This window comes from Bacillus sp. ISL-57 (assembly GCF_018613135.1).
GTDB lineage: Bacteria > Bacillota > Bacilli > Bacillales > DSM-1321 > Peribacillus > Peribacillus frigoritolerans.
In genome coordinates this window covers 66,553-93,072 of the sequence record NZ_JAGGQV010000017.1, presented here as the reverse complement: position 1 = coordinate 93,072, position 26,520 = coordinate 66,553, and the positions used below count along the sequence as shown (strand labels likewise).

The 26,520-nt window shown below is 44.3% G+C and carries 26 protein-coding genes; 2 read left to right on the top strand and 24 right to left on the bottom strand.

Going from position 1 to position 26,520, the window contains the following annotated elements:
• Positions 1 to 16 precede the first annotated feature (16 nt).
• Positions 17 to 655 (bottom strand): class I SAM-dependent DNA methyltransferase, encoded by a 639-nt coding sequence (locus tag J7I90_RS19980; RefSeq protein WP_214773453.1) that lies wholly within the window; start codon positions 653 to 655, stop codon positions 17 to 19.
• Between the two features lie 154 nt (positions 656 to 809).
• Here J7I90_RS19980 and J7I90_RS19975 point away from each other — a divergent pair, with 154 nt between their 5' ends.
• Entirely contained in the window at positions 810 to 1,022 is a 213-nt protein-coding gene (locus J7I90_RS19975) for a DUF2536 family protein (protein WP_048682770.1), read from the top strand.
• A gap of 70 nt (positions 1,023 to 1,092) precedes the next feature.
• Here the strand turns inward: J7I90_RS19975 and J7I90_RS19970 are convergent, their stop codons facing one another.
• The 22 genes from J7I90_RS19970 to cymR all read right to left on the bottom strand — a co-directional run bounded on the left by J7I90_RS19970 (position 1,093) and on the right by cymR (position 24,076).
• Positions 1,093 to 1,800, bottom strand: a complete 708-nt coding sequence (locus tag J7I90_RS19970) for a YrrS family protein (protein WP_214773452.1) — start codon at positions 1,798 to 1,800, stop codon at positions 1,093 to 1,095.
• Positions 1,801 to 1,888: 88 nt separating this feature from the next.
• Positions 1,889 to 3,640 (bottom strand): peptidoglycan D,D-transpeptidase FtsI family protein, encoded by a 1,752-nt coding sequence (locus J7I90_RS19965; protein ID WP_214773451.1) that lies wholly within the window; start codon positions 3,638 to 3,640, stop codon positions 1,889 to 1,891.
• A gap of 125 nt (positions 3,641 to 3,765) precedes the next feature.
• Positions 3,766 to 4,242: a transcription elongation factor GreA gene (gene greA / locus J7I90_RS19960; RefSeq protein WP_034308617.1), complete on the bottom strand. Its 477-nt coding sequence runs from the start codon at positions 4,240 to 4,242 to the stop codon at positions 3,766 to 3,768.
• A 302-nt stretch (positions 4,243 to 4,544) separates the two neighbouring features.
• The gene (udk, locus tag J7I90_RS19955; RefSeq protein WP_034308619.1) at positions 4,545 to 5,183 is read right to left on the bottom strand and encodes a uridine kinase; all 639 of its coding nucleotides are present in this window, start codon (positions 5,181 to 5,183) and stop codon (positions 4,545 to 4,547) included.
• A gap of 1 nt (position 5,184) precedes the next feature.
• Positions 5,185 to 6,456, bottom strand: coding sequence for a peptidase U32 family protein (locus J7I90_RS19950; protein WP_034308621.1), 1,272 nt, complete (start codon positions 6,454 to 6,456; stop codon positions 5,185 to 5,187).
• Between the two features lie 32 nt (positions 6,457 to 6,488).
• A complete protein-coding gene (locus J7I90_RS19945; protein WP_214773450.1) occupies positions 6,489 to 7,418 on the bottom strand; it encodes a peptidase U32 family protein in 930 nt (309 codons plus the stop codon).
• Positions 7,405 to 8,070 (bottom strand): O-methyltransferase, encoded by a 666-nt coding sequence (locus J7I90_RS19940; RefSeq protein WP_034308624.1) that lies wholly within the window; start codon positions 8,068 to 8,070, stop codon positions 7,405 to 7,407. The genes J7I90_RS19945 and J7I90_RS19940 overlap by 14 nt, the downstream gene beginning before the upstream one ends.
• A 256-nt stretch (positions 8,071 to 8,326) precedes the next feature.
• Positions 8,327 to 9,463 (bottom strand): endolytic transglycosylase MltG, encoded by a 1,137-nt coding sequence (mltG, locus tag J7I90_RS19935; protein WP_396020110.1) that lies wholly within the window; start codon positions 9,461 to 9,463, stop codon positions 8,327 to 8,329.
• A gap of 1,076 nt (positions 9,464 to 10,539) precedes the next feature.
• Positions 10,540 to 10,830, bottom strand: coding sequence for a DUF1292 domain-containing protein (locus tag J7I90_RS19930; RefSeq protein WP_034308630.1), 291 nt, complete (start codon positions 10,828 to 10,830; stop codon positions 10,540 to 10,542).
• A gap of 11 nt (positions 10,831 to 10,841) precedes the next feature.
• Entirely contained in the window at positions 10,842 to 11,267 is a 426-nt protein-coding gene (gene ruvX / locus J7I90_RS19925) for a Holliday junction resolvase RuvX (protein ID WP_034308633.1), read from the bottom strand.
• Positions 11,267 to 11,536, bottom strand: a complete 270-nt coding sequence (locus tag J7I90_RS19920) for an IreB family regulatory phosphoprotein (protein ID WP_034311358.1) — start codon at positions 11,534 to 11,536, stop codon at positions 11,267 to 11,269. Before J7I90_RS19920 ends, ruvX begins: the two co-directional genes overlap by 1 nt.
• Before the next feature lie 66 nt (positions 11,537 to 11,602).
• Positions 11,603 to 14,239, bottom strand: a complete 2,637-nt coding sequence (gene alaS, locus J7I90_RS19915) for an alanine--tRNA ligase (RefSeq protein WP_214773447.1) — start codon at positions 14,237 to 14,239, stop codon at positions 11,603 to 11,605.
• Positions 14,240 to 14,549: 310 nt separating this feature from the next.
• Positions 14,550 to 15,626 carry an AI-2E family transporter gene (locus J7I90_RS19910; protein WP_214773446.1) on the bottom strand — a complete coding sequence of 359 codons (1,077 nt, stop codon included), beginning with the start codon at positions 15,624 to 15,626 and terminating at the stop codon, positions 14,550 to 14,552.
• A gap of 226 nt (positions 15,627 to 15,852) precedes the next feature.
• A complete protein-coding gene (locus J7I90_RS19905) occupies positions 15,853 to 16,068 on the bottom strand; it encodes a hypothetical protein (RefSeq protein WP_034311361.1) in 216 nt (71 codons plus the stop codon).
• Positions 16,058 to 16,522: a PRC-barrel domain-containing protein gene (locus J7I90_RS19900; RefSeq protein ID WP_285289452.1), complete on the bottom strand. Its 465-nt coding sequence runs from the start codon at positions 16,520 to 16,522 to the stop codon at positions 16,058 to 16,060. The genes J7I90_RS19905 and J7I90_RS19900 overlap by 11 nt, the downstream gene beginning before the upstream one ends.
• A gap of 132 nt (positions 16,523 to 16,654) precedes the next feature.
• The gene (locus J7I90_RS19895) at positions 16,655 to 17,425 is read right to left on the bottom strand and encodes a TPM domain-containing protein (RefSeq protein ID WP_214773444.1); all 771 of its coding nucleotides are present in this window, start codon (positions 17,423 to 17,425) and stop codon (positions 16,655 to 16,657) included.
• Positions 17,425 to 17,994: a LemA family protein gene (locus tag J7I90_RS19890; RefSeq protein ID WP_396020449.1), complete on the bottom strand. Its 570-nt coding sequence runs from the start codon at positions 17,992 to 17,994 to the stop codon at positions 17,425 to 17,427. Before J7I90_RS19890 ends, J7I90_RS19895 begins: the two co-directional genes overlap by 1 nt.
• Before the next feature lie 82 nt (positions 17,995 to 18,076).
• The gene (gene recD2, locus J7I90_RS19885; protein ID WP_214773443.1) at positions 18,077 to 20,482 is read right to left on the bottom strand and encodes an SF1B family DNA helicase RecD2; all 2,406 of its coding nucleotides are present in this window, start codon (positions 20,480 to 20,482) and stop codon (positions 18,077 to 18,079) included.
• A 36-nt stretch (positions 20,483 to 20,518) separates the two neighbouring features.
• The gene (locus J7I90_RS19880) at positions 20,519 to 21,184 is read right to left on the bottom strand and encodes a tetratricopeptide repeat protein (RefSeq protein ID WP_214773442.1); all 666 of its coding nucleotides are present in this window, start codon (positions 21,182 to 21,184) and stop codon (positions 20,519 to 20,521) included.
• 121 nt (positions 21,185 to 21,305) lie between these two features.
• The gene (gene mnmA / locus J7I90_RS19875; RefSeq protein WP_214773441.1) at positions 21,306 to 22,421 is read right to left on the bottom strand and encodes a tRNA 2-thiouridine(34) synthase MnmA; all 1,116 of its coding nucleotides are present in this window, start codon (positions 22,419 to 22,421) and stop codon (positions 21,306 to 21,308) included.
• Between the two features lie 29 nt (positions 22,422 to 22,450).
• A complete protein-coding gene (locus tag J7I90_RS19870) occupies positions 22,451 to 23,596 on the bottom strand; it encodes a cysteine desulfurase family protein (RefSeq protein ID WP_214773440.1) in 1,146 nt (381 codons plus the stop codon).
• A 60-nt stretch (positions 23,597 to 23,656) separates the two neighbouring features.
• Positions 23,657 to 24,076 carry a cysteine metabolism transcriptional regulator CymR gene (gene cymR, locus J7I90_RS19865; RefSeq protein ID WP_034308657.1) on the bottom strand — a complete coding sequence of 140 codons (420 nt, stop codon included), beginning with the start codon at positions 24,074 to 24,076 and terminating at the stop codon, positions 23,657 to 23,659.
• Positions 24,077 to 24,355: 279 nt separating this feature from the next.
• On the opposite strand from cymR, the gene J7I90_RS19860 reads away from it, so the two are divergent.
• Complete coding sequence (locus tag J7I90_RS19860; protein ID WP_214773494.1) at positions 24,356 to 25,621, top strand: replication-associated recombination protein A; 1,266 nt, start codon at positions 24,356 to 24,358, stop codon at positions 25,619 to 25,621.
• Between the two features lie 545 nt (positions 25,622 to 26,166).
• Here J7I90_RS19860 and J7I90_RS19855 read toward each other — a convergent pair.
• Positions 26,167 to 26,520 (bottom strand): hypothetical protein (locus tag J7I90_RS19855; protein WP_214773439.1); only part of this gene is annotated, 354 nt, incomplete at its 5' end.

Below are 26,520 nucleotides of genomic sequence, written 5' to 3'. Positions count from 1 at the left end.
TAGTAAAAACCTCTTCCTATAATTTTTCCGCCTCCATGATCCAGACAAATTGATTGCAGCGCTCGAAGTTCACTTTATATCCATTTGCTTCAAGCACATTTTCCAAAAAAGGAATCGTAGTATAATATTCCGTTTGCAAATCGTTCGCCAAATTATGAAAGCCTGCCTGCCTTGCATCTTGAATCGCTCGTTCATGCGCTTCCTTTGATTGATACATTGTGTCAGCAAACACTATTTTACCACCAGTATTCAGTAACTTTCCATAGTTGGCTATCGCTTTTTCTTTTTCTTCATCGTTTAAATGATGAAACGCGTACGTACTCACGATCGAATCAACCTGTTCCGGCTTCGGAAAAACGATAAAATCACCATCTACAATTTCCGTTTTACCGCTCAGCTTGCTTTCCGCTATTTCCCTCATAGCAGGTGAAGGTTCTATTCCCGATACCTTTAGGCCCTTCTCCAAAAGTCTTTCCGTCAAATTCCCGGTACCCACCCCGAACTCCAGCACATGACCAAAAGCCCGATCGGTGACGCTGTCCAATATGCCATCATAATGTTTAAAAACCTCTTGATATTCAATATCGTGTCCACCAACCGTATCATCATACGATTTCGACCATTCTTCAAATAAACCTATAAATTCTCTGCCCATTTTTAATCACCTTTTATAATAAGATAATAAAACCTATAAGCATAATATGAAATAAAAAGAGAAACAGTTCTTGTTTTTAGGCAAATTCATTAAGTTCAGAATCGGGACAAATGGTGGTAAACTAACAGTATCTGAATTTTGGAGGGGAACAGTCATGAGTTTTCAACTCGACTTAAACTTATTCGAAGATAAAATAGAATTTTTCGAGGCAGAGAGCATCAAGAATCTTGAAGAAAAAATCCAATCGCAAATTGAAATCAATAAAGCGATCATGCTTCAGGTGGAATCCGTGTCACACCAAATGTATGTAAGTGAAGAAGGCAGACGTTTTTATAGTGCAGTCGTCCACTTTAAAGCTAAAAAATGATCATCATGAAAAACCCCCGAAAAGCGGAATTCCTTTCGGGGGTTTTTCGTTTATCCATTTTTTCTGGACATTATCTCTTATCGTTTGTCTTCAGCTCTTCGACTTTTACAGGTTTCCAACCTGATCCGTCCACCCATTCAATGTAAACCCGGAAGGTTTTAGGGTTGTCTCCTTCAGAAACCGTACCGATTGCCGTGGTCGGCGAACCGCCGTTTTGCAGCCACCATAGCTTCATGCTGCCTTCATCGATTCCAGCTCCGCTTGCTATCGCTTTACTCATTTCATTCCAATCGACCGAGTTCTTTTCGAAGCTGGTAGTGTGCTCTCCGGATTGCTCCGTTCCTACTGGTTTCCAGCCCTCACTTGTATATGTAGCCGCAACATTGCCATCGCCGCTGCCTTCCACTTCCACAAGTTCGGCATCTCCTGCTTTTTCTGAATCTGCATCATCTTCAGTCTTCTCTTCTGCATCTTCCTTTTTTGCTTTACTATCTTCTTTTTCGGCATCTTCTTCTGTTGCTTCACTATCACCTACTGCGTCTTCCTTCTCCGAATCCGTTTCTTCCTCTTTGCCAGCAGGTTTGTCCACTACTTTCCCCTTTTCTGTCTCGGCGACTTGCTTTGGTTCAGTGGTGGCTTTTTTTGAATCGGTGCCATCATCACTTAAGAAAATCGAGACTGCGACAATGACGATTAAAATGGAAACGATGGTGATTGCAATATTATATATTTTATTTACTTTTCTTTTTTGATCTCTCTGATTGAAACGTGAGCCCAAGGTCCATTCCTCCCCTTACCATTTCTTACTGCCTCATTTTAACATGATTTAGCCAGAGATAGAAGGGAATGGTTTCCTACACTTTTCGTCAATTCTCGTTTTTGTCCTGGTCCTTCGAGTACAGGACTTTTACAATATCTGAAAAAAGAGGCGTCATGCTGGAACTGTTTTCCTTCGTTTCAAAACTTACGGTGACAAGAGCATATTTGGGATCTTTATAGGGAAAGTAGCCTGCAAACCATTTATTGAGCTCCCCTTTTTCGATATTGGTCTGAGCTGTCCCGGACTTGCCGGCGACCTCCACAGGCAAATCTCTCAAGGAAGCGCCCGTCCCTTTCTCTTCCGTCACGACCTTCCTAAGTAGATGCTGCATCTTCATCGTTGTATATGGAGACAGTGTCTCCCCGCCAATACTTTGATTGGGAAAATCGACGACCGTCGTACTATTGTTAAATTCGACCTTGGAAACGGCTTTGACCTGTTCCTTCTTGCCGCCGCGGGCAATCGTTGCCATCATATTCGCGATCGCGAGCGGCGTCGTTTGGACATCCTGCTGGCCAATTGCCGTTTTGGCAACCATTCTGGGATCTTTTTTTAAATTGTCATCATGCCAGACCTTTCCTGTTTGCTCATGATGCAGCTGAGTGACTTCCGTGTGATATACGTCCCCTTGCCAGCCCGTTTCACCAACCAGCCCTAACTTTTTTGCATATTTGTCCAAAAAGTCCGGATCCTTCTCCGCTATTTCCTGTGACAATTCGGCAAACGTCCTATTGCAGCTTTGGGCAAAGCTATTTTCAAAGTTAAGTACGCCCAGTTCCCTCTGTTTATCCGTTTTGCCGTCTATCGTCAAATTACAGTTAAATGTCCGGGTGGGACTGGCCGCTTCATAATCGATGGCTGCTGCTGCCGTGACCGTTTTAAAGACGGAACCCGGCGTTTTTTGAGTCAGCATCATATTGACGGCCCCTTCGCCATTCGGATCTTTTATATTAAGCGCCGGACGCGATACCATGGCGACGATTTCACTTTTTTCGATATCGATCAGGACGAGACCGCCTTTTTTTATCCCGCGTTCATCGACTAGCTTCTCCGCTTTCTCCTGAATTTCTTTATCGATCGTCGTCATGACCTTCACCGGGTAAAGCGGATTTGCAGGTTCCACATATTTAACATCGACACCGAACATCGGTCCTCCGCTGGCGTCCACGTGAAAAACGAGCTTCGATTCCCCAGCGGAAAGCAAGAACTCATCAAAGGTCCTTTGCAGTCCCGTATTGCCTATTTTCGTTTCAGGAGATAAATTCATGTCCGGATAACGTTTTTTCTTTTCCGCATCAGATATGTTCGTCGTTCCGATCAATTGTGCTGCAGGCGTTTGATCATGATATAATTTCTCATTCACGGCAAAGACCCCTGGAATCTTCAATTCATTGATTGCCTTAGATTGGCTGGACGTCAACTCTATCGGTTCATCCCCGCCAAATACGAATGGTTCATCCGCTTCTTCTATCGCGCGTTTTAACTCCGCTTCCGATTTTCCTATTATCGAGGCCACTTCATCTATGGGCCATGTCATTTTTTTTAGAAAGGGAAAAAGGACGAGCGTCGGGATTTCTTCATGTGCTAGCGGTTCTCCATTTCTGTCATAGAACTTTCCGCGTCCATCATCAATCTTTAATATTTGTGAACGCTGATTCACGCTTGCTTCCAACAGGTTCACATCATGCTTTGAAAAAGATTCTGTCGATACAAGTTGGATGTAGGCAAGCCTGCCTATGAGCATCAGCATGAAAGTGGTCAAAAAAAGAGCCAGCAACTTCATTCGTTTCTTTTTCATAAAATACACCTCGGTAACCATTGTTGACGAGGTGCGAATTTTTAAACAATTATGAACAAATTTAACGCGGCACTTTTCCGATAAAAAAGAGGATGCCCCGATGGACATCCCCTTTTGCATTTTATTTAGTCGATGGATACAATCTTGACGCTCATTTCGCCGCCAGGTGTCATGATCGATACCTTGTCGCCGACCCTTTTCCCTATCAGGCTTTTCGCGATCGGGGAATCATTGGAGATTTTTCCTTCGAATGGGTCCGCTTCAACGCTTCCTACGATGGAATATGTTTCTTCGTCACCATTTGGAAGTTCCACGAAGGTTACCGATTTTCCAAGTGAAACTGTATCTGTATTCGAATCATTGCCTTCAATGATTTTTGCATTGCGGATCATGTTTTCGATTGTTGTAATACGTCCTTCAACGAAAGCCTGCTCCTCTTTTGCGGAATCGTATTCTGAGTTCTCGGAAAGGTCCCCAAAACTGCGGGCGATTTTGATTCTTTCCACCACTTCTTTACGTTTAACCGTTTTTAACTGTTCCAGTTCCTGTTCAAGTTTTAACTTACCTTCTTTAGTCATTGGATATTCTTTTTCAATTGCCAAAACCCTTCACTCCTTCAAATTCTTTACAGCAAGCATTCGCTGTGACAAGTTTATGTACTATATAGTGCTTAACCCTAAATCGAGTCAAAATATATAATTGCGCGACTTAAAAAGTCGCGCTTCGATACTAAGAAACAATCCGTTCCTTAGTATATAAACCGACTGCGGTGAGCAGCCGGTTCGTTCTGTATCAAGAATAGAGTATTGCGTTTTCCAACATTTGTCCAGTCTTTCCCATTAAATAAATGGTATTTTTAAATAAACGGAGGAAAATGGCACCTATCATTATTTATGCTATGTTATTACAAAAAAGACTTTTGTTCAAGGATTGTTTGAATTTTTGTCACCATAAGGTCAATCGCCACATGGTTTTGGCCGCCTTCTGGTATGATGATGTCGGCATAACGCTTCGTCGGTTCTATGAACTGATTATGCATCGGACGGACGACACTGATGTATTGTTCGATGACGGAATCTATGGACCGGCCGCGTTCTTTAATATCACGGGTCATCCGGCGAAGGATCCGCAGGTCTGCGTCCGTATCGACATATAGCTTCATATCCATCAGGTCTCGTAGGCGCTCATCCTCCAGTACAAGAATCCCTTCAAGGATGATGACATCCTGTGGCTCAACCGTGATGACTTCTTCCGACCGCGTATGGATCGAATAATCATAAACCGGTTTTTCTATCGTTTCATAGCGCAGCAAAGCGTTAATGTGATCGATTAGCAAATCATTATCAAATGCAAGTGGATGATCATAATTCGTTTTCAAGCGTTCTTCAAAAGGCAGATGACTTTGATCTTTATAATAATAATCTTGTTCGATCATCAAAATGGAATGTCCTTGGAAGAATTCAAAAATGGAACGGGTAACACTTGTTTTACCTGATCCCGAACCTCCGGTAACTCCAATGACCACTGGTTTCTTTCTTGTCATATCAATTCTCCTTCCGCATCATATTGTTCACATAAACTCTATTATCTACTTGAATGCGGACAATTTGAAGCGGATGGCGGGCTGCCTCCAGCTCCTTACCTGACTCATCCCAGATCGTACCGATTTTTTGAGTGAAGTTTTCGATTTCCGGTCCAAAAAACTCCACTTCATCCCCAGGCTTGAAGAAATTACGTTGCTGCATGGTGACGATTTTAGTTTCCTCGTTGTAATCAAGCACCAATCCTGCGAAGTCGAAGCGAGTCTTTACGGTATGATTCCCGAACATTTGCTGTTTATACCCAGGAATTTCCCCTTCCATGAACGATGATGCCGTCTCACGGTTCGCACACTTATCAAGCTCTTCCAGCCATTCTTGTTTAATCTTGAAATTGTCGGGATCGGCACAATATGCATCAATCACTTTACGATACACGCTGACAACCGTTGCAATATAATGAATCGATTTCATTCTTCCTTCGACTTTTAAGCTGTCTATGCCAATTTCAATCATGCCAGGCAGTGATTCAATCAGCTTCAAGTCTTTTGGACTCATTGCGAATGGAGCATCTTCTTTATCGAATAAAGCCTTTTCCCCATCTTGATCCAACTCATATAAATCATAATCCCAACGGCAAGACTGACAGCAGCCGCCGCGGTTCGAATCACGCGCCGTCATATGGTTCGAAAGGGTGCAGCGTCCGGAATAGGCAATGCACATGGCCCCATGAACGAAAGCCTCGATTTCGATATCGACCTTCTCCTTCATTTCACGGATTTCATCAGCACTCGTCTCACGTGCCAAAACAACACGCTCCAAGCCTTCCTCTTTCCAATACTGAACAGCCTTCCAGTTCGATAGCGATTGCTGTGTGCTTAAATGGATCTCGACTTTCGGAGCGACCCTTTTACAGGTTTCGATGATTAATGGATCGGCGACGATGATACCATGAACCCCTGCCTCCTGAAGACCTTCCAGGTATTCATCAAGACCATCGATATTTTCATTATGTGCGAAGATATTTGTAGTTACATATACTTTTGCACCATACTTATTGGCGAATTCGACGCCTTCCTTCATTTCCTCAAACGTGAAGTTACCGGCATTGGAACGAAGGCCATACTCCTGACCGCCAATGAACACGGCATCCGCGCCGTAATGGACGGCAATTTTTAATTTTTCAAGGTTGCCGGCCGGAGCCAGCAATTCCGGTTTTTTTACAATGACTCTCTTTCCATCAACGATCTTGGAAATTTTATCAGCAATAGCATTCAAGGCTATTCCTCCTCTTTCTCTTACCCTTTTCTTTAATAAACCGATTCTTTAAAGAAGAACCCGGTATCCAACTCACGGTTATCCGGCTGAACCGCTTTGACTTTTTCAAAAAGTTCCGATTTGATATCCTCATAGCGGTCAGGGTCTTCAGAGCATACGTCAATCGCTTCCCGATATAACTTTGTCATTTCAATGACATATTCCGGTGTTTGCAGTAACCCTTCGATTTTCAGAGAATCGATTTCCGCTTCAATCAATTCCTGAAGTTCATCAATCATGCACATATCATTCGGACTCATGATATGTGTACCATTTTCATCTTCATAAATCGGGTATTTATTTTCGCGTTCCTTATCATGCAAGAACATATTTCTATGTTCCTTCCGATTTTCCACTTCCAATGCCTTGCCTTGGTATTCAAAGTAATTACCTAGGAGCGTACGCTTCGATTGGAACATGCATGTCATGCCATGCACTTGCACTTCAATCTCCACTTCGGCATTTTCCTTCATTTCCACGATCTCGTCCAGACTTATCTCACGCGCAGCAACGGCACGGACGGCACCGCGTTTTCCCCAGTAATTACATGTGTACCAGTTCGTTACCGTCATCTCCGTATTCCAGTGCAGGGGCATATCAGGTGCCACGGCACGGACAGCCATCAAGACTGCGGGATCACCGAAAATGATCCGGTCGGCACCAGCCTCTTTAAGGAATGTAACATACCCTTCAAGCTCGTCCACTTTTTCATTATGAAAAATGGCGTTCATGGATACGTACACTTTCTTGCCCGCAGCATGTGCAAGTTCAATTGCCTCCTCTACATCTTCACGATTGAACTCACCTGCCAGCCTTAGCGCATAACGTTGTTCGCCAATGACGAAGGCGTCAGCGCCAGCATCGATGAGTTCCGTTATATGATCGACACTTGTCGGAGTCACGAGTAATTCAGGCTTTTTCATTTTTGTCACCTCTATGTTTACTAATGGCCACACCATCACCTATCGGCAAAATTACAGTATCGAAATGGGGATGGTCATGTAACCAGATGTTAAAGTCTCTGATTTTTTTGATTAGAGCTCGCTTTCTTCTCGTCATTTCCATTTCTTCAATGTTTTCGGCAACCAAGCCTTTGAATAAAACATTGTCAGTAATGATGATGCCAGCATCAGCAAGGAATGGTTCAAACAGTTCAAAGAATCGCTTGTACTGTCCTTTAGCTGCATCAACGAAGATGATATCGAACGGGCCATGCTCCATCACTTTCGGTCCCGCTTCAAGGGCATCCCCTTCAATGAGGGTGATCCTTTCCGACAGTCCCGCCTTCTTGAAGTTAGCCCTTGCCTGCTCAATACGGGCTTCATTCCGTTCAAGTGTGACGATTTCTGCTTCCGGAAGGGTCTCAGCCATCCTTATGGCCGAATAGCCAATTGCCGAACCTACTTCCAATATCGCCTTTGGCTGATGAAGCCTTAAAATCTGAAGCAGCACTTCAATTCCTTCGGGCTCCATGATCGGCACATTATTTTCCATCGCAAAATCTTCCAACTCCTTAAGCAAACCCGTACGCTCCGGAATTAAGGAATGGAGATATTGTTCTATTTTTCCGTTCAAAACGTTTCCTCCATTTATAAGGAAAACAAAAGCGCTTGGCCAGTAACATGAAAAAATTGATTGAACAATTTCTTCACAAGGAGCTGAAACAAGTATGCTTGACGATCTACATTTCCTTATCTTCAAAATAAAACCCGGCATTCGCCGAGTTACGTCACCGATAAAAATCGGATCAAAAATTCACTTGTACTATTCTATCATAAAAACGAGGGGAAAGTAATATCTCTCCCCCCTCAGTAGCCTTGCATTTTTTTCTTTATTTATTGGAAATATGCTCTGCCTTTTTGTTATTGTGGTCATCCAAGGTCTTGGAGTAAAGGACTTCGCCTTCAGGTGTTGCCAAAAAGTACAGGTAATCCGTTTTCTCAGGTTTCAATACCGCATCGATCGATGTCGTTCCGGCATTTGCAATCGGCCCTGGCGGCAGCCCCTTGTTCTTATACGTATTATAAGGGGATTTCACCTCAAGGTCTTTATAATACACCCTGCTCTTATGTGAACCCTTCGCATACAAAACGGTCGGATCCGTTTGAAGCGGCATATCTTCCTTAATACGATTGTAAAAGACGGAAGCTATCTTTCCGCGATCGACTTGTGCCGTCGCCTCTTCTTCGACAAGCGAAGCGAAGGTCAACATCTCGTGTACGGAATAATCGTTCTTGTCCATTTGGCCCTCGTAAGCCTGCAATGTCTCTTCGGTTTTCTTCAGCATCTCGATGACGATCGATTCAAGGGTCGGCTTTTCCTCATAAAAGTCATAAGTAGCTGGGAAAAGGTACCCTTCAAGCGGATATAAAACCTTTTCATTTTCGATTTCCGAGGTCAATAGCTGCGGAAATTGTTCTTGCATGGAATTAACGAACTTCTTATCATTCAATTCCTTGAAGACCTTTTTCGGATCTTCGCCCGTCTTGCCCGCGATGATATCGGCAATTTGGATTAGCTGCTTCCCTTCTGGGATCGTTATTCTCATTGCCGCTTCCTTCATGAGTTTTCCGGTTTTGATGCTTGTGACAATATCTTCAATCGGCATCGAAGGTGATAATTTATACTCCCCTGCCTGAAAACCGGATTCATTGCGGAATTTAATATAATATTTGAATACGCGTGCGTCCTTGATTATTCCCTGCTCTTCAAGCAGAGTTGAAATTCCGTTAACGGATGAACCGATCGGGATTTTCACTTTCTTGATGGTGTCATCATCCGGATCGACTGGTTTCATGGCTGAGTTGATATATAAAAAGCCCACCAGACCAACTATCCCAATTAGTAAAATAAGCGAAGCGATCGTAATCATGATGATTTTACGAACCAGCTTGGCTTCTCCTTGCTGTTCTAACAATTTCATTCGGATATGTTCCTTTTTAGATAAATTTTTATCTTTTTCATCCATGTTCATTCCCCCTGCAAACTCACACCAACTACAGAATGGTTTCTAGATGATGCTTTTTCTCTAATTAATCTTTGCTTCGAACATTATACTAAAATCAACAAATAATTACATGTTTTTTGCAAAACTACATTCATCAATACTCTATTTATGGCAAAAATGCACTAGTTTTGTCAATATACAGGTATTATTTAATAGGAAAATGAGGGGATATTGATTTCCGCACCAGGCACTCCCTTTGATGCGTTTTTCCCGCAGAGACCCGCTACCTTACTCCCCAATCAACTATTTATTAACTTAGAAACCATACTCGAGGAGTTGATGGTGCCGCTTGGGGTAAGTTGGTTCGGGAACATCATTTGATGAAAGATATGTTTCCGAACTCCTTTTGCCCACAGTCTTTTTATGGCTTGTACAATCTAGACGTTGATTTACGCTCCAGGGACTCACTTTCCGCGGGCTGTCTCGGGAGCCTCCTCGGCTTCCGCCTGCGGGTCTCCTTAGACACACTTTTCCCGCAGGAGTCTCGCACACCCGCTCCAATCAACTCTGTTTTAATTATACTCAGCTTAAAATGTTTCCTGCATATGTTGGCATTTTAGGGAAAATTACAGAAATATTCATATAGGAATGCCATAATAATTTGAGGAAAAGGAAAGGTGTGAAGGAGTTGGACCATTCTTATTTTGTAGGTTGGGGACATTGGCACTCATTAACGCCGGACTTGCTCAAGGGAAAAATAGGATGGCGCTGAACTGGTTCTTGCTATCATTATTTTTGGGTCCGTTCGCTACTTTTATGCTTTTATTCGCAAAGAAAAGATAAGTGGTTACTGGTACAAAAATGAAAAAACGACCTTTATGCCTGCAATTTTATACAGGTTTTTACAATTCGAACGTTTATTTCACTCCAGGTACTCGCTTTCCGCGGTTTTCGTCTGCGGGGGTCCTCCTTTGATATGCTTTTTCCGGAGAGGTCTCGCACACCCGCTCCAATCAACCTAAAATAGTTTCGTAAAAACAACAATCATTACGAAAAGAGCAAAAAAAAAACCGACCTTTAGGGGCCGGTTTTTTCTTTTATTCTTCTTCCGCTTCTTCTTGGTCAAGGAATGTATTTAACATTTCTTCGACAAGATCCCACTCTTCTTCTGTTTCGATCGGTGTAAGTTCACCATCTTTATTATCTTCGCTCGGTACGAATGATGAAGCGTGGATTTCAATTTCTTCCTCTTCATCTTCTGCAGACATCGGATAGTAAAGTACATAAGATTTGTTGAATTTATCTGAGTCGAATGTGAAAAGGATTTCGCAAAGCTGCTCGTTTCCGTTTTCATCTACTACTGTAATGTTGTTTTCGCCGTGTTCCATTTGTATTCACCTCATATTGAATTTGTTTGTCTGTCCAAGAATCCTTGCAGAATCATGACAGCTGCCATTTTATCAATGACTTTCTTGCGTTTGCTTCGGCTCACGTCCGCCTCAAGAAGGACACGTTCAGCCGCCATAGTTGTCAACCGTTCATCCCAGAGAAACACCGGCAGCTTGAATTTGTTTTCTAATCGTTTAGCGAAATCTTGGCTGATCTCGCCTCGCGGTCCAACGGTCCCATTCATGTTTTTAGGTAAACCGAGGACAATTTTAGAAACATCATGCTCTTTTATAATTTCATTGAGGCGTTTAAAGCCGAAGTCATTTCCAGCTTCGTTAATTTTGATCGTTTCCAATCCTTGTGCAGTCCAACCCATCGCGTCGCTCAAGGCAACGCCGATGGTTTTTGAACCTAAATCAAGTCCCATTGTGCGCATTAGTATTCCTCTCGATGGTTCTTAAGATACGACTTAACCAATTCTTCGATGATTTCATCGCGTTCAAGCTTACGAATAATGTTTCGAGCATCCATATGGCGCGGGATGTAGGCCGGGTCACCAGATAATAGATAACCGACAATCTGGTTTATCGGGTTATAACCTTTTTCCTGAAGTGCAACATATACTTGAGACAATACTTCTTGTACATCTCTTTCGAATGGTTCTTCGGGAAAATTAAATTTCATCGTTTTATCAAAGGAACTCATTAACATGCACCTCTCCTCAGCGTCCAGAATCCACTATTACCTTCATTGTACAACACTTTCCATTGATTATGAAATCGATAAGACCCATTCTTCAACAAAATTAAGTGCTGCATCCAATTTTTCAGGGTCTTTTCCGCCGGCTTGAGCCATATCTGGACGTCCGCCACCGCCACCGCCGCAACGGGAGGCAACTTCTTTCACCAATTTACCAGCATGGAAACCGCGTTCGATGTAATCCTTGGTCACCCCGGCAATCAAATTGACTTTATCGCCTTGGGCCGAACCTAATACGATAATGACAGAATCGAGCTTTTGTTTCAAATCATCCGCCATTGCACGCAGATTATTCATGTCGGTGGCATGAACCTTCGCCACCAATACTTGAACACCATTTACGTCTTTTACGTTAGTAACAAGGCTGCTTGCTTCAATATTACTTAATTTCGCTGTAAGGCTTTCATTCTCACGTTGAAGATCCTTCACTTCTGCCAGTACCGTTTCAATTCTTGAAGGTACGTCTTTCAAGTTCGTTTTCAATTTAGCAGCTGCGTCCTTCAAGACACCGATTTGATCGGTCATCAATTTGTACGCCCCGGCACCCGTTACAGCTTCTATACGGCGAGTTCCTGCACCGATGCCGCTTTCGGAAACGATTTTGAACAAGCCGATCACCGCTGTATTCGGAACGTGGACACCGCCGCAAAGTTCCAAGCTGTAATCGCCTATTTGAACGACACGGACAATCTTGCCGTATTTTTCGCCGAACAAGGCCATTGCGCCCATAGCCTTGGCTTCTTCGATGTTTTTATAATCCGTATTCACTTGTAAGCTTTGCCAAATCTTTTCATTTACAATCGTTTCGATTTGTTCAATCTCATCCGCCGTTATCTGGCCAAAATGAGAGAAATCGAAACGAAGGCGCTCAGCCTGTACGAGTGAACCAGCTTGGTTGACATGTGTACCAAGCACATCTTTCAACGCCTGATGCAAAAGGTGCGTAGCTGTATGGTTTTTCGTGATATGGATGCGATTTTCTTGATTTACCGCAGCAACGATATTGGAATCTGCTGTTAACGTGCCGGCCGTAACTGCTACTCGGTGCAGATTTTGGCCATTAGGAGCCTTTTGGACATCAAGGACATCAACCTTCACCGATTCACTGGCCATCGTTCCTTTATCGGCTATTTGTCCGCCGCTTTCCGCGTAGAAAGGAGTCTTGTCCAATATCACTTGAACTTCTTCTCCTTCTTGTGCCTCCGTTACAAGCTCGCCATTTTTAATGATGGCAGCAACTTTGGATTCGACAGCAACTTGATCATATCCGACAAATTCACTTTCAACTTTAATATCGCCCAATACCCCGCCTTGGATTTGCATGGAATCAACATCTTGACGCGCTGAACGGGCACGTTCACGCTGAGCATCCATCTCTTTTTCAAATCCAGCTTGATCGACCGCCATGCCTTCCTCTTCTGCATACTCTTCCGTTAACTCAATCGGGAAACCATATGTGTCATATAAACGGAATGCATCGCTGCCCGGAATGGTCGTATTGCCTTTTTCCTTTTCCTTTTTAATGACCTCGGAAAGGATGGACAGTCCATCATTCAGGGTTTCGTGGAAGCGTTCCTCTTCATTTTTGATTACTTTTGCAATGAATTCTTTATTCTTGAGGACTTCAGGATAGAAGTCTTTCATGATTTCACCGACAACCGTCACAAGCTCGAACATGAATGGTCGGTTGATGTTGATTTGCTTAGCATATCGAACCGCTCTGCGAAGTAAACGGCGCAATACATAACCGCGGCCTTCGTTGGATGGAAGAGCCCCGTCACCTACTGCAAAGGCTACCGTACGAATATGGTCGGCAATGACTTTGAATGCCACATCTTTATCTGCATCAACACCATACTTCACATCGGATATCTCTTCGACTGCGCGGATGATTGGCATGAATAAATCTGTATCATAGTTCGTCGCCACATCTTGAACGACGGAAGCCATACGTTCAAGGCCCATCCCTGTATCGATATTTTTCTTTGGAAGCGGTGTGTAAGAACCGTCCGGATTATGGTTGAATTGGGAAAATACAAGATTCCATACTTCCAGATGACGTTCATTTTCCCCGCCTGGATATAGTTCCGGATCATTCGGATCATCGCCGTATGCAGGTCCGCGGTCATAGAAAATCTCCGTATTCGGACCGCTTGGACCTTCTCCGATATCCCAGAAGTTTTCTTCCAGGCGAATGATCCTTTCAGCAGGAACACCGATTTTCTTATTCCAAAGTTCGAATGCTTCATCATCTTCAGGATGGATCGTCACAGCCAATTTATCTTTGTCGAAACCAATCCATTTTTCATCGGTCAAAAATTCCCATGCCCATGTAATGGCTTCTTCTTTGAAATATTCACCAATGGAGAAGTTTCCGAGCATTTCGAAAAACGTATGATGACGTGCCGTTTTCCCCACGTTTTCAATATCGTTTGTTCGGATCGCCTTTTGAGCATTCGTAATCCTCGGATTTTCAGGAATCACCCGTCCATCAAAATATTTCTTTAACGTCGCCACCCCGGAATTGATCCAAAGCAATGATGGATCTTCATGAGGAACCAATGACGCACTTGGTTCGATGTTATGTCCTTTTTCACTAAAAAAGTCTAAATACATTTGGCGGATTTGAGCACCAGTTAAATACTTCATATATATATCCTCCTTATAAAAATTATGTAATTTTGAGCACACAAAAAACCCCCATCCCAAAAACAGGGACGAGAGTTGACTCGCGGTACCACCCTGATTATGGACGCAGGAATTCATCCCAGGCCCATCACCTTCATAAAAGCCTTAACGCGGCGTGACGGCAGGTATTAGCTGCTCTCAGGACTAGCTTTCTGCTGCTCTTCACCTGGCAGTCCCTTTCAGCCTGGGGGACCCCTCTCTTTAGATGGACTTCAGCATACTTCATCCTTCAACGAATTATCTTATGTTATGGATTATATTCACAAGACTTTTATTTGTCAATAAGGGGCGGCTTCTTTCTAAAGTGAACGCGGGCATGAAGTACAAAAACTTTCAACACAGCCAAGATGGGAATCGAAAGGACCATGCCGACGATACCGCCTATTTCGCCTCCGGCCAATAATGCAAGCATGATGAACAGCGGATGCATATGAAGGCTTTTACCGACTATTAGCGGCGACAGGATATTTCCTTCAAGAAATTGAAGGACAAGCACGATGACCGCGATGATCAACACCATTTTAACTGACATTGTCGCGGCGATGACCACAGCAGGAATGGCCCCAATAATCGGTCCGAAATACGGTATGACATTCGTTATTCCGATTATCGCCCCCAAAAGAAGCGGATATTTCATTCCGGCTATCCAGAAGAGCAGCGAGGAAATCAAGCCGATCACGACACAGACGATGATTTGTCCGCGGATATAGCCGCCAAGCGACGCATCGACGTCACGAACGAATGCCCGTCCCTGATTGCGCCATTTTTTCGGGGTCATATACCATGCCATTTTTTTTAAAACGGTGAAATCCTTCAGGATATAAAAAGCAATGAATGGAATCAACGCAATCAGGACGATGAAATCAATCATCTTCATTGCATACTCCATCGCCTTTTCAGGTATGCGCTTCAGCCAGCCTTCGAAAAGGGTGACACCCTCTTCGAATCTTTCATGAATTCCGAACGGCCAGGCCGCCGTTTGATGATTGAGCTTATCAATCCTGCCGCGGTACTGTTCAACCAGTTCCGGCACGCTTTCCGAGAGCTCGCGAACCTGGCTGACGATCACTGGAATCCCTTTATAAACGGCAAAACCGATCCCCCCGAAAAACAACAAATAGATGATCGTGATCGAAAGCCAGCGACGCATCCCTTTCTCATTAAAATATTCCACTACAGGGTGCAGCAAGTAACTGATGAACGCACCGATCAAAAAGGGCAGCAGTACCGTCACACATACAGTAACGGCAGGTCCCCACATGGGCTTAAGTTTCATAAAAATATAGATGACGAAAAATAAGAGCAATAAAAAACCCAGGCGATAAAACCACTTTAGCCGAATACTCACAATAAACACCCCCCGCTCATTTATTGTTCGAAAGGCGGAAGGTTTTCATACATAAAAAAGAGTGCCCTCATTATCAGGACACCCATTCCTGCTATAATAATGACTTTAATCTTTTGCGTATTTTCTTCATGTTCCGTTTGATCATCTTCGAGTTCATCAAGTCAGAACCCATATTCATTAGAGTATTGCGTGAACGTTTAGCCATTGCAAACACCTCTTCCGTTATTTACATACCGAAGCGGCGGTCATTTTCCTCAAACAAATCGTCCAATGAGCTTAAACTTCCATCTTCCTCGACTTGGTGCGTATTGATGAGACCTTCGGACAGAGTCATTTCAATAAAGCAATTCCAACAATAATATTGATTTACGCCAATCTTCCCAACATCTTTACTGCGGCAATTCGGACATTTAATTTCCAAAATGGACACCTCACTGTTCATAAACTGAAACAATGATGGTGTCCTTCCCTAATGCAGGCGGCTGTTTTGATTCTATCACTGTCGACTCCGAGAAAAACCCATCCGTTGTTTCATACGCTATAATCGTGCCCATTTTTTCCTTGAAATATACATCCTGCAGTAAACCAAGTTCTTCGCCCATTTCTGAAAACAGCATGCGTCCCAATAATTCGTCCTTCGATAGGCAAATGGAATCCGCAGGTACTTTCGTTAAGATTGAATCTTGCTGGCTGATGACGATCCCATCTGGACCGAATGAAGAAATATCGTCAAGTCTCAAATGAAAAGCTCTTTTGAACAATGCTTGCTGATGAACGACCAAGCCCGTTACCTTTCCCATTTCAGAAATTGATAAATCGTGGACCGTGCCGATTCTTTCTCCTTTGATTGTAAAAACCGGCATTCCTTTCAATAAAGAAAACGTCCGCAAGGTCATCCCGCCTTTCCGAACATTTTTATTATCTCTTTACTCCTGAAAATAGATGTGCTGAAAGGTTTTCCATTGTTGGTCCAACACAGGGGCCATACATAAAAAAAAGACCGGTTTCCCGGTCAGATCCACCTGTTTTCACCAGCCCCTGCTGGCACCTCCGCCACCGGAACTTCCGCCGCCGCCGCCCCGTGGACCGCCGCTTCCGCCTCCACGGCCGCCTCCGCCGCGACTTATGAATATCAAAAGGATATTGATTAGCGTTTGAAGGAAAAACCCTTTAAAGAACTTGGCATCGAGGATGAATACGATGATGACGACGATGATAATGAAGAAAATCTGTAAACCTGATGGCTTAAAAGTTTCTGACTCCGGCTGAACGGAGAGATCTTGATAAAACTCGTCACCTAGGTTGTATTCTTTCGTGACGTCGTTATATACAGCCTTATAGGTCTCCGTCAGGGCAACATCATATTTCCCCTCTTTCAGCGCGGGGATAGCCACACCATCCAAAATCTGTCCAGATTTTATATCGGTAATGGCCCCTTCCAAACCGTACCCCACTTCAATTCGGATTTTCTGTTCTTCCATGGCCAGCACGATGAGGACTCCATTGTTCAGCTCGGCATCACCAAGCTTGAATGATCTAAATGCCTCGACCGAGTACTCCTCGATCTCGGACCCTTCCATCGAATCAACCGTCAAAACGGAAATTTGTGCTTTTGTGGCATCATCCAATCGTTTCCCTAGTTCGATGAGTTCGGATTTTTCCTGATCATCCAGGACTCCGGCGAAGTCCTGAACATATATATCCCCAACTGGTTCAGGAATGTTAGGTTGTGCTGCGGCCACGTTTGCTAGACTGAACGTGAGAATGAAGAATAGCGCAAACACAGCGAGTTTTTTCATTATTTATCGCTCCCGAAATCAACCTTTGGCGTTTCTTTTTCTTGATCGGTCACTTCAAAATATGGTTTGGCATCGAACCCGAAAGCTCCTGCCATCATATTCTTCGGAAAGCGTTTAATCATCTTATTATAGTCGGTCACTTCATCATTATAGTCTTTTCGTGCTACCGTCAGCCGATTTTCCGTGCCTTCCAAACTATCCATGAGACCTTTAAAGTTCTCATTGGCCTTTAAATCCGGATAGTTCTCGACAACAACCAAAAGACGGCTCAAGGCCCCACTCAATTCTTGATCGGCATCAATCGCATCTTCGGTCGAATTGGCACCTGCCAGCTTCGAGCGTGCATCACTCACAGCTTTAATGGCTTCCGTTTCATGCGAGGCATAACCCTTCACCGTTTCAACAAGATTCGGAATCAAATCCGCTCTTCGTTTTAATTGATTATCCACTTGTGACCATTTATTATCGACGTCTTCACTGGCACTAACAAGTCCGTTGTACGAAGATGCGCCATAAATGACCAGCAGAACGACAACGACTATCCCGATTATCCAACCTTTTTTCATCAAATCCCCCCTGCTCACATATAAGTTATATCCTTATTAGTTCCACCCAAACCATGAATTTTAAACAAAATTAATCAAAATGAACCTACATAAAATCATATGGCGTGACATTCTCCATCCCGATCATCGGGTCAGCATGCATAAGAATGTCAAGATAACTTGCCTCTTGATGTACCTCACCCTTTTCAACCGGCATTTCTTCTTCACTCAAGATCTCCCGCAGCTTTTCACGCAAAGTAGTTTTCCGCCGCATCTCATCATTACGCTCGATCCCTAAACGGAATGCATCTTCTTCACCACATAGGATCAAGAAATTTTTACTGCGGGTAATCGCCGTATACAATAAATTACGGCGGAGCATCCGGTAATAACTTTTCACTACAGGTAAAATGACGATGGGGAATTCGCTTCCCTGCGACTTATGGATGGAGCAACAATAGGCATGCGTAATCTGGTTCAAATCCTGCTTCGTGTAAGTCACTTCGATGCCTTCGAACGATATGATCACTTTATCGACAGAATCGGTATTTTCTTTAGCGAACAATATGGACACGATTTCCCCCATATCGCCATTAAAGACACCCTCTTCTGGCTGGTTCACCAGTTGAAGCACCTTATCTCCTGTTCTATATATCACATCTCCGAATTTTATTTCCCGCCGCTTTTCATTCGCATTGCTATTGAACACTTCCTGAAGCATTTTATTCAGTGCATCAATTCCGGCAGGCCCTCTATACATGGGAGCCAGCACCTGTATATCTTTGGCAGTGAAGCCTTTCGTCCTGGCATTGGCAACCACTTTCTCGATTACTTGGGGGATTTGGTTGGTTTGGCAGCGAATGAACGATCGATCTTCTTGCTGTTTCGTGACATCCTCCGGAAGCCTTCCTTTTTTGATTTCATGGGCCAATTCAATAATCGATGACCCATCAGCTTGACGATATATATGTTCGAGACTGACAGTCGGTACACAATTCGATGCAAGCAAATCCTTTAAAACCTGCCCAGGTCCAACAGATGGAAGCTGATCTTCATCACCAACCAATATCACTTGGACATTTTCCGGCAGAGCTTTAAACAATTGATGGGCCAGCCAAGTATCCACCATCGAAACCTCATCGATGATCACGATACGGCCATCCAGCTGATTATCTTCATCATGGGAAAAGCCTTCACTCCCGTTCCACCCCAGCAAACGGTGGATCGTAACTGCAGGGAGCCCCGTCGACTCGGCCATACGTTTCGCTGCACGGCCAGTAGGAGCCGCAAGCACGAATGGAAAAGGATCGCTTCCTTCTTTTTTATAATCGTTAATGTCCATGGATACACCATGCAGCTCTGCATATAGCTCAACGATGCCTTTGATGACTGTCGTCTTACCGGTACCCGGTCCCCCCGTCAAGATTAACATCGGTGATTGCAGGGCTGTTTGGATCGCTTCCTTTTGGGCCGGGGCATAGGAAACATCCAACCGCTCTTCCAGCTCCCCAAGTGCCAGCAAGAACTCCGATTCGGGGAACTGGTCCTCATACTCGGTTTGAGCAAGCAGCCGCTTGATGTTCATCACGATTCCCTTTTCCGAATAGAATAGCGAAGGCGGATAAATTCGTTGATCCTCGACAACTATTTTCCCCTCTTGCGTCAATTCGATTATTTCCGAGGAAATGTTGGTGAACTCAATGCGATCCCGTTTATTTTCCTCCAGCAGCCGTTTGACCGCTTCCAAAAGCTGCTCGGTTTCTATGTAGATATTTCCGTCCTGGAGACATTGGGATTCAAGCGTATACAAGCACGCAGCCTTGATTCGGTCGGGGTGGCTGCCGGAAATGCCCAGCTGATGCCCAAGCTCATCCGCCCTTCCAAAACCAATCCCTTCAATATCCTCTACGAGCTTATACGGATTTCCCTGAACCATTGTGATCGTATCCTGCTTATACATTTGATAGATTTTCATCGACAGCTGCGGACCGAAGCCATATTGATTCAGGGCGATCATAACCTGCTCCAGACCTTGATGCTCGACTAATGTATCATAGAGGCCCTTTGCCTTTTCCCCTGATAGCTTCGGGATATCATCTAGCAGTGAAGGCTGAGCCAGAATTTTTGAAATGGCCTTATCACCCAGTGTCTCGACAATGCTTTCGGCTGTTTTTTTCCCAATGCCCTTGAAAAGGTCACCTGATAAATAACTGACGATGCCTTCCTTGGATTGAGGCAGATCCTTGCGAAAATGCTCTACATGAAATTGAAGGCCAAAACGCGGATGTTCCTTCATGGCCCCATAAAAAATATAGATCTCATCCTCATGCATCCTTGGAAAATAACCTGTTACGACCGCTTCCTTCTCTTCATAATTCAGATTCGTTTCATGCACGCGAATTCTCACAACCGAGTACATATTTTCTTCATTATGAAAGATCGTCACTAAATGACTGCCTTTCATGAACATTTTCTCTTCTGAAAACAAATCCAACGAATCTTGCTGGCTCAACTCTTCTCCCCACCTTTCCATGCATATGCTTTTTATTTACTCAGCATTCATTTCTTCCAACAGTTTCTTACCGTGCGCTGCAAGCATATGGTCAGGCTGTGCTTCCAAAGCCTTATCAAAATAAACCATCGCGGCCTTGGCATCCTCACGATACCCTGCAAACGCAACGCCTAAATTATAATAAGCATCCGCATGGCCTGGATCCTGTTCCACAACTTTATTCAGTTGATTGATCAATTCATCATACAATTCCGCATTAGCAAGACATAACGCATATTGGAATCTTGCATCAACATCCTCAGGGCTCAGCTCCACCGTTCTCTGCAGATAAGGCATCGCCAGTTTCGGTTGATCCAATGCCATCAATGTCAATCCAAGCATGAAGTAAGCATCGCTGTTATCCAGTCCCAGGCGGATGGCCTTTTCAAACATATCCTTCGCTTCGACCAGTTTAGAATCAGATTCATAATATAAGTTTCCTAATGAATAGTACGCCGCTGCTGCATTTTCATCCAGCTCGATCGCCTTTTTGTAAAACTTGACCGCTTTTTCCGTTTCACCGACGGCAGTCAATACATTTCCAAAGTTTATGTAAGCAACAGGCTCATTCGGATTTTCCTCGATAGCCTCATTAAAAACTTTTGCCGCTTCTTCGTATTTGCCTTGCTGCATAAATTCAATACCTTGTTGATTCTTGTCCATATCCATTCACACTCCATTTTCATAATAAAAAGTATAGCATAAGCCAGTGGTCGAATTCAGGCGGTCACCCGCAATCCAAAAGAAGTCCCCAACCGCAAACACAGCTGGGGACATGATTATTTTACCCTACGTAAGTCAGTTTTTCACCTTTTTTAAATACTTCATCAATCGTACCGCCGCCAAGGCACACTTCACCATCATAGAAGACGACTGCTTGTCCAGGTGTGATCGCACGGACTGGCTCATCAAAGATGACTTCGACATCACCATTGTCCAAGACTTTCACCTTAACACCGCTATCGTCCTGACGGTACCTGAATTTTGCCGTGCATGTAAATTCATCGGCAGGCACATGTTCCGCCACCCAGCTGACATTCACGGCACGAAGGGAATTGGAATACAGCACATCATTATCAAAGCCTTGACACACATACAGTACATTGCGCTTCAAGTCTTTACCCGCAACAAACCAAGGATCGCCGCTGCCGCCAATTCCCAGACCGTGACGCTGACCGATCGTGTAATACATCAATCCGTCATGCTTGCCCATAACCTTGCCATCCATCGTGACCATATCACCGGGCTGAGCTGGGAGGTAATTGCTTAAAAACTCTTTGAAATTGCGTTCACCGATAAAACAGATTCCTGTGGAATCTTTTTTCGTTGCAGTGGCAAGACCCGCTTCTTTCGCAATTTCACGGACTTCCTTCTTATCAATATGTCCAAGCGGAAACATGACTTTTTCCAACTGTTCTTGAGTAAGCTGGTTCAAGAAGTACGTCTGATCTTTATTATTATCGACACCGCGCAGCATTTTGTATTCGCCATCCCGGTATTCAACCTGTGCGTAATGACCTGTAGCCACATAATCGGCACCAAGGCTTACCGCGTGTTCAAGAAAGGCCTTGAACTTGATTTCCTTATTGCACATTACATCCGGATTCGGGGTACGGCCCGCTTTATACTCATCCAGGAAATAAGTGAAAACTTTATCCCAATACTGCTTTTCAAAATTGACCGCATAATAAGGGATGCCGATTTGATTACAAACGGCAATTACATCATTGTAATCTTCCGTTGCCGTACAGACTCCGTTTTCATCTGTATCATCCCAGTTCTTCATGAAAATCCCGACCACATCATAGCCTTGATTCTTCAATAGCAGGGCTGACACAGAAGAATCCACGCCTCCTGACATACCCACGACGACGCGGGTGTCCTGTGGTGCTTTTCTCATTCTGTCACCTCATTTATTTAAAGTAAGAATTATCTTCTCACTAATCTGTTAACGATTTTCACGGTGGTTTCAGCCGCCTGCCTTACTTCCTCTTCCGTGTTGTTCAAACCGAAGCTGAAACGAATCGAATTCTTCGTCCGCTCCGAATCTTTCCCGAACATCGCCACAAGCACATGCGACGGATCGATTGACCCGGCAGTACAAGCGGACCCGCTCGATACAGCAACACCTGCCAAGTCCATATTTACGAGCATCGATTCCACATTCGTACCCGGAAAACTAACATTCAGCAAATGCGGCAGCGACTGTTCCATGGATCCGTTAATTTCATATTGTACATCCGCCTCATCAAAGACGGCAAGCAATACGTCTTTGAATCGCTTGTATTGCTCCTTTTTCTTTTCCATCGTGCTCTGTGCAATTATAACAGCTTCTGAAAAACCGGCAATTGCCGGCACACTCTCCGTACCAGCACGGCGCTTGCGTTCTTGTTCCCCGCCATATAAATGCGGATTCAGCTTCAATCCTTCACGAATATAAAGAAAGCCGATTCCCTTGGGACCGTTGATTTTATGCGCGGATACACTCAGCAAATCCACACCCAGCTCACGAACATCGATAGAGATCAAACCATATGCCTGGACCGCATCCGTATGGAAAATGGCTTGATGACCCTTGAGCACCTGCCCTATTTCAGCAATCGGCTGGATCGTCCCCACCTCATTATTGCCGAACATCACTGAAACCAAGATCGTGTCATCCCTCAATGCCGCCTTTAAATCGGCAATTGAAATAAGCCCCGCTTCATTCACAGGTAAATATGTGACCTCAAAGCCAGACTTCTCCAGGTATTGGCAAGTATGCAAGACCGCATGATGCTCAATCTCCGTCGTAATGATGTGCTTCCCTTGTTCTTTATAAGCATTCGCAACACCAATGATCGCCGTATTATCAGCCTCGGTTCCGCCGCTCGTGAAAATGATTTCATTCCGCCCGGCACCGATGCTCGCTGCAATGCTCGAACGCGCTTCATCCAAAACATGCCGCGCCTCCCGTCCAAAAGCATGAATGCTCGACGGGTTTCCGAAATCATTGCTCATGACCCTCATCATCGTATCGATCACATTCGGATGCATCGGTGAAGTCGCAGCATGATCTAAATATATTCTGTCCACTTTTTTGTCGCCTCCATTAAAAAACGCAAGCGCCTACATAATAGGCGCATTGCTGATCAATTAAATATAGTACATATAAGAATCGATTTCACCCGTATCCTTGTAGCTCGCCAAATCCATAAGCGTCGTATTATCCAATACATCCTTCACGGCATCGCGAATCCTGATCCAAAGCTGACGCTTCACCGGCTCTTCATCCTCTATTCCCTCAACAGGCGTAATCGGCCCTTCCAATACACGAATGACATCACCCGAAGTAATCTCCTGAGGATCCTTAGACAGGACATACCCGCCATAAGCACCGCGGACACTCTTCACCAACCCCGCATTACGAAGCGGCGCAATCAACTGCTCCAAATAATGCTCCGACAAATTATGCGTCTGGGCAATCGATTTCAAACTCTTCGGGCCTTCTCCATAATGTTTAGCAAGCTCGATCATGATCGTCAAACCATAACGGCCTTTAGTAGATATCTTCATACATATACACCTCAAATTATTTATCCGTTTCTAAATTCTTTTGAAATTATAGCATATTCCCGCCGGAAATGCATTCACCCGCCCTTCCTTTGTCAAATTATCCTAATTGGAGAGGTAGGTTAAGTGGAAATAAAGAATGAAATGTAAACCTTTCGAGGGGCATGATCGAATCATTCGAGACTGCCATAATGGGAAATCCCCCTCTTTTTATAGCATAATCAGCGCATTTACCCCATCAGTTGTGATACCTTATATAAAAAGGAGAGGTGCGCAATGAATATTAAACCGCTTGCTTTCCGGATGCGGCCTCGATCGATTGATGAGATCATCGGGCAGGAGCATCTGGTCGGTGAAGGAAAAATTATCGCAAGGATGGTAAAAGCCAAGCAGCTTTCTTCCATGATCCTGTATGGTCCGCCGGGAATTGGCAAGACATCGATCGCAAGTGCGATTGCCGGAAGCACGAAGTTTGCGTTCCGGACGCTGAACGCAGTGACCAATAATAAAAAGGATATGGAAATCGTGGCAGCCGAAGCTAAAATGTCCGGTAAAGTGATTTTGCTGCTTGATGAGGTTCATCGGCTCGATAAGGCGAAGCAGGACTTCCTATTGCCTTATCTTGAAAACGGGATGATCACCCTGATCGGTGCAACGACCAGCAATCCCTATCATGCCATCAACCCGGCCATCAGAAGCCGGTGCCAGATTTTCGAGCTCAAATCATTGGTAACCGATGATATAACCAAAGCGCTGGAACGGGCACTTCATGATGAAGAGCGGGGACTTGGTGCATATAAAACCGAGGTCAGCTTTGATGCCCTTACCCATTTCGCGACTGCTTCGAACGGAGATGTCCGCAGTGCCCTTAACGCACTTGAACTCGCCGTCATTTCCACAGAACCCGATGAGTCCGGAACCATTCATATAGATCTGCAAATTGCCGAGGAATGCATGCAGAAAAAAAGCTTCTCGCATGACAAGGATGGAGATGCCCACTATGATGTCCTGTCGGCTTTCCAAAAATCCATTCGCGGCAGTGATGTGAATGCAGCCCTTCATTATTTGGGTCGCTTGGTCGAAGCCGGCGATCTTGTCAGCATCGCCCGCCGCTTGGTCGTCATCGCTTACGAAGACATAGCTCTTGCCAATCCCCAGGCTGGCCCCAGGGCCCTCGCTGCCGTCGAAGCCGCTGAACGACTCGGTTTCCCTGAAGCCCGGATTCCACTTGCCAACTCAGTGATCGAATTATGCCTATCACCTAAATCGAACACGGCCATCGTCGCAATCGATGCAGCTCTATCAGACATCCGCAGCGGCCATAGCGGCGATGTACCAGATCATCTTAAGGATGCCCATTACAAAGGGGCCACAGAACTCGGCCGCGGCATCGACTACCTTTATCCGCATGACTACGAGAATGGCTGGGTGAAACAGCAATACTTACCGGACAAACTGCGCAGCAAAAAATATTACAAACCGAAAAAGAGCGGGAAATTTGAACAAGCACTTGCCTCGGTCTATGAAAATATCGAGAAAAAGAAATAACTCCGGATCACTTCCAATCCGGAGTTTTTTTATTGAAAACTTTCAACATGCCTCATGTTGACAAAACTTCCTCCCCATTGTCCATTCATCATCTCAATGAAGCCATCTTTCACCGCACTGATCATCCCACTAATCAAACGGACGCAAACTAAATTGAGCACGGACCGGTTTATTGGTTTGTAAACAGAAAAGTGTACAGCTACATTCCACGTCTATTAAAATCCGAACTCATGAATCTTTCCAAAGAGTTCCAGTTCAATATATTGACCAATATCCCGCAAAAAACCACCAATAAACCATTGTGTTTTAATCATTATAGGCAATATGTACAATTGTCAGCCGAACACTCCGGTTAGGTTCTTCCTTAAGAAACCGCTTAAGCTAAATTCCCTCTGATCGCCTTGCTTGGCCAATTTTCCCCGCAGAAAAAACAGGCTTCCCGTATCTAGTAAATGGATTACAATCCTAGAGTCAAGTACGGGTCTAGCGGCATGTCCCTTTACAAAAGAAGGCACAACAACTCTTTGGTTGCTGTACCTGTATGGTCAATCTTCGTCTTTATAGATACCCTTCGATGCTTTAATCATATTATCCAGCCACATTTTCTTAAATATATTCACACGACGAGGAGTGCCATTTTCCTCACTCTCAGCTGAATTTCCAGCGGAAAGGATTTCATTTGAATTGCCTTCATCTGATGAACTTTCCGTTGAACTGCTTTCATCTGATGAACTCTCCGTTGAGCTGCTTTCATCTGATGAACTCTCCGTTGAACTGCTTTCATCTGATGAACTCTCCGTTGAATCACTTTCGTACGAGGAGCTTTCCGTTGAATCACTCTCGTACGAGGAGCTTTCCGTTGAATCACTCTCATACGATGAGCTTTCCGTTGAATCACT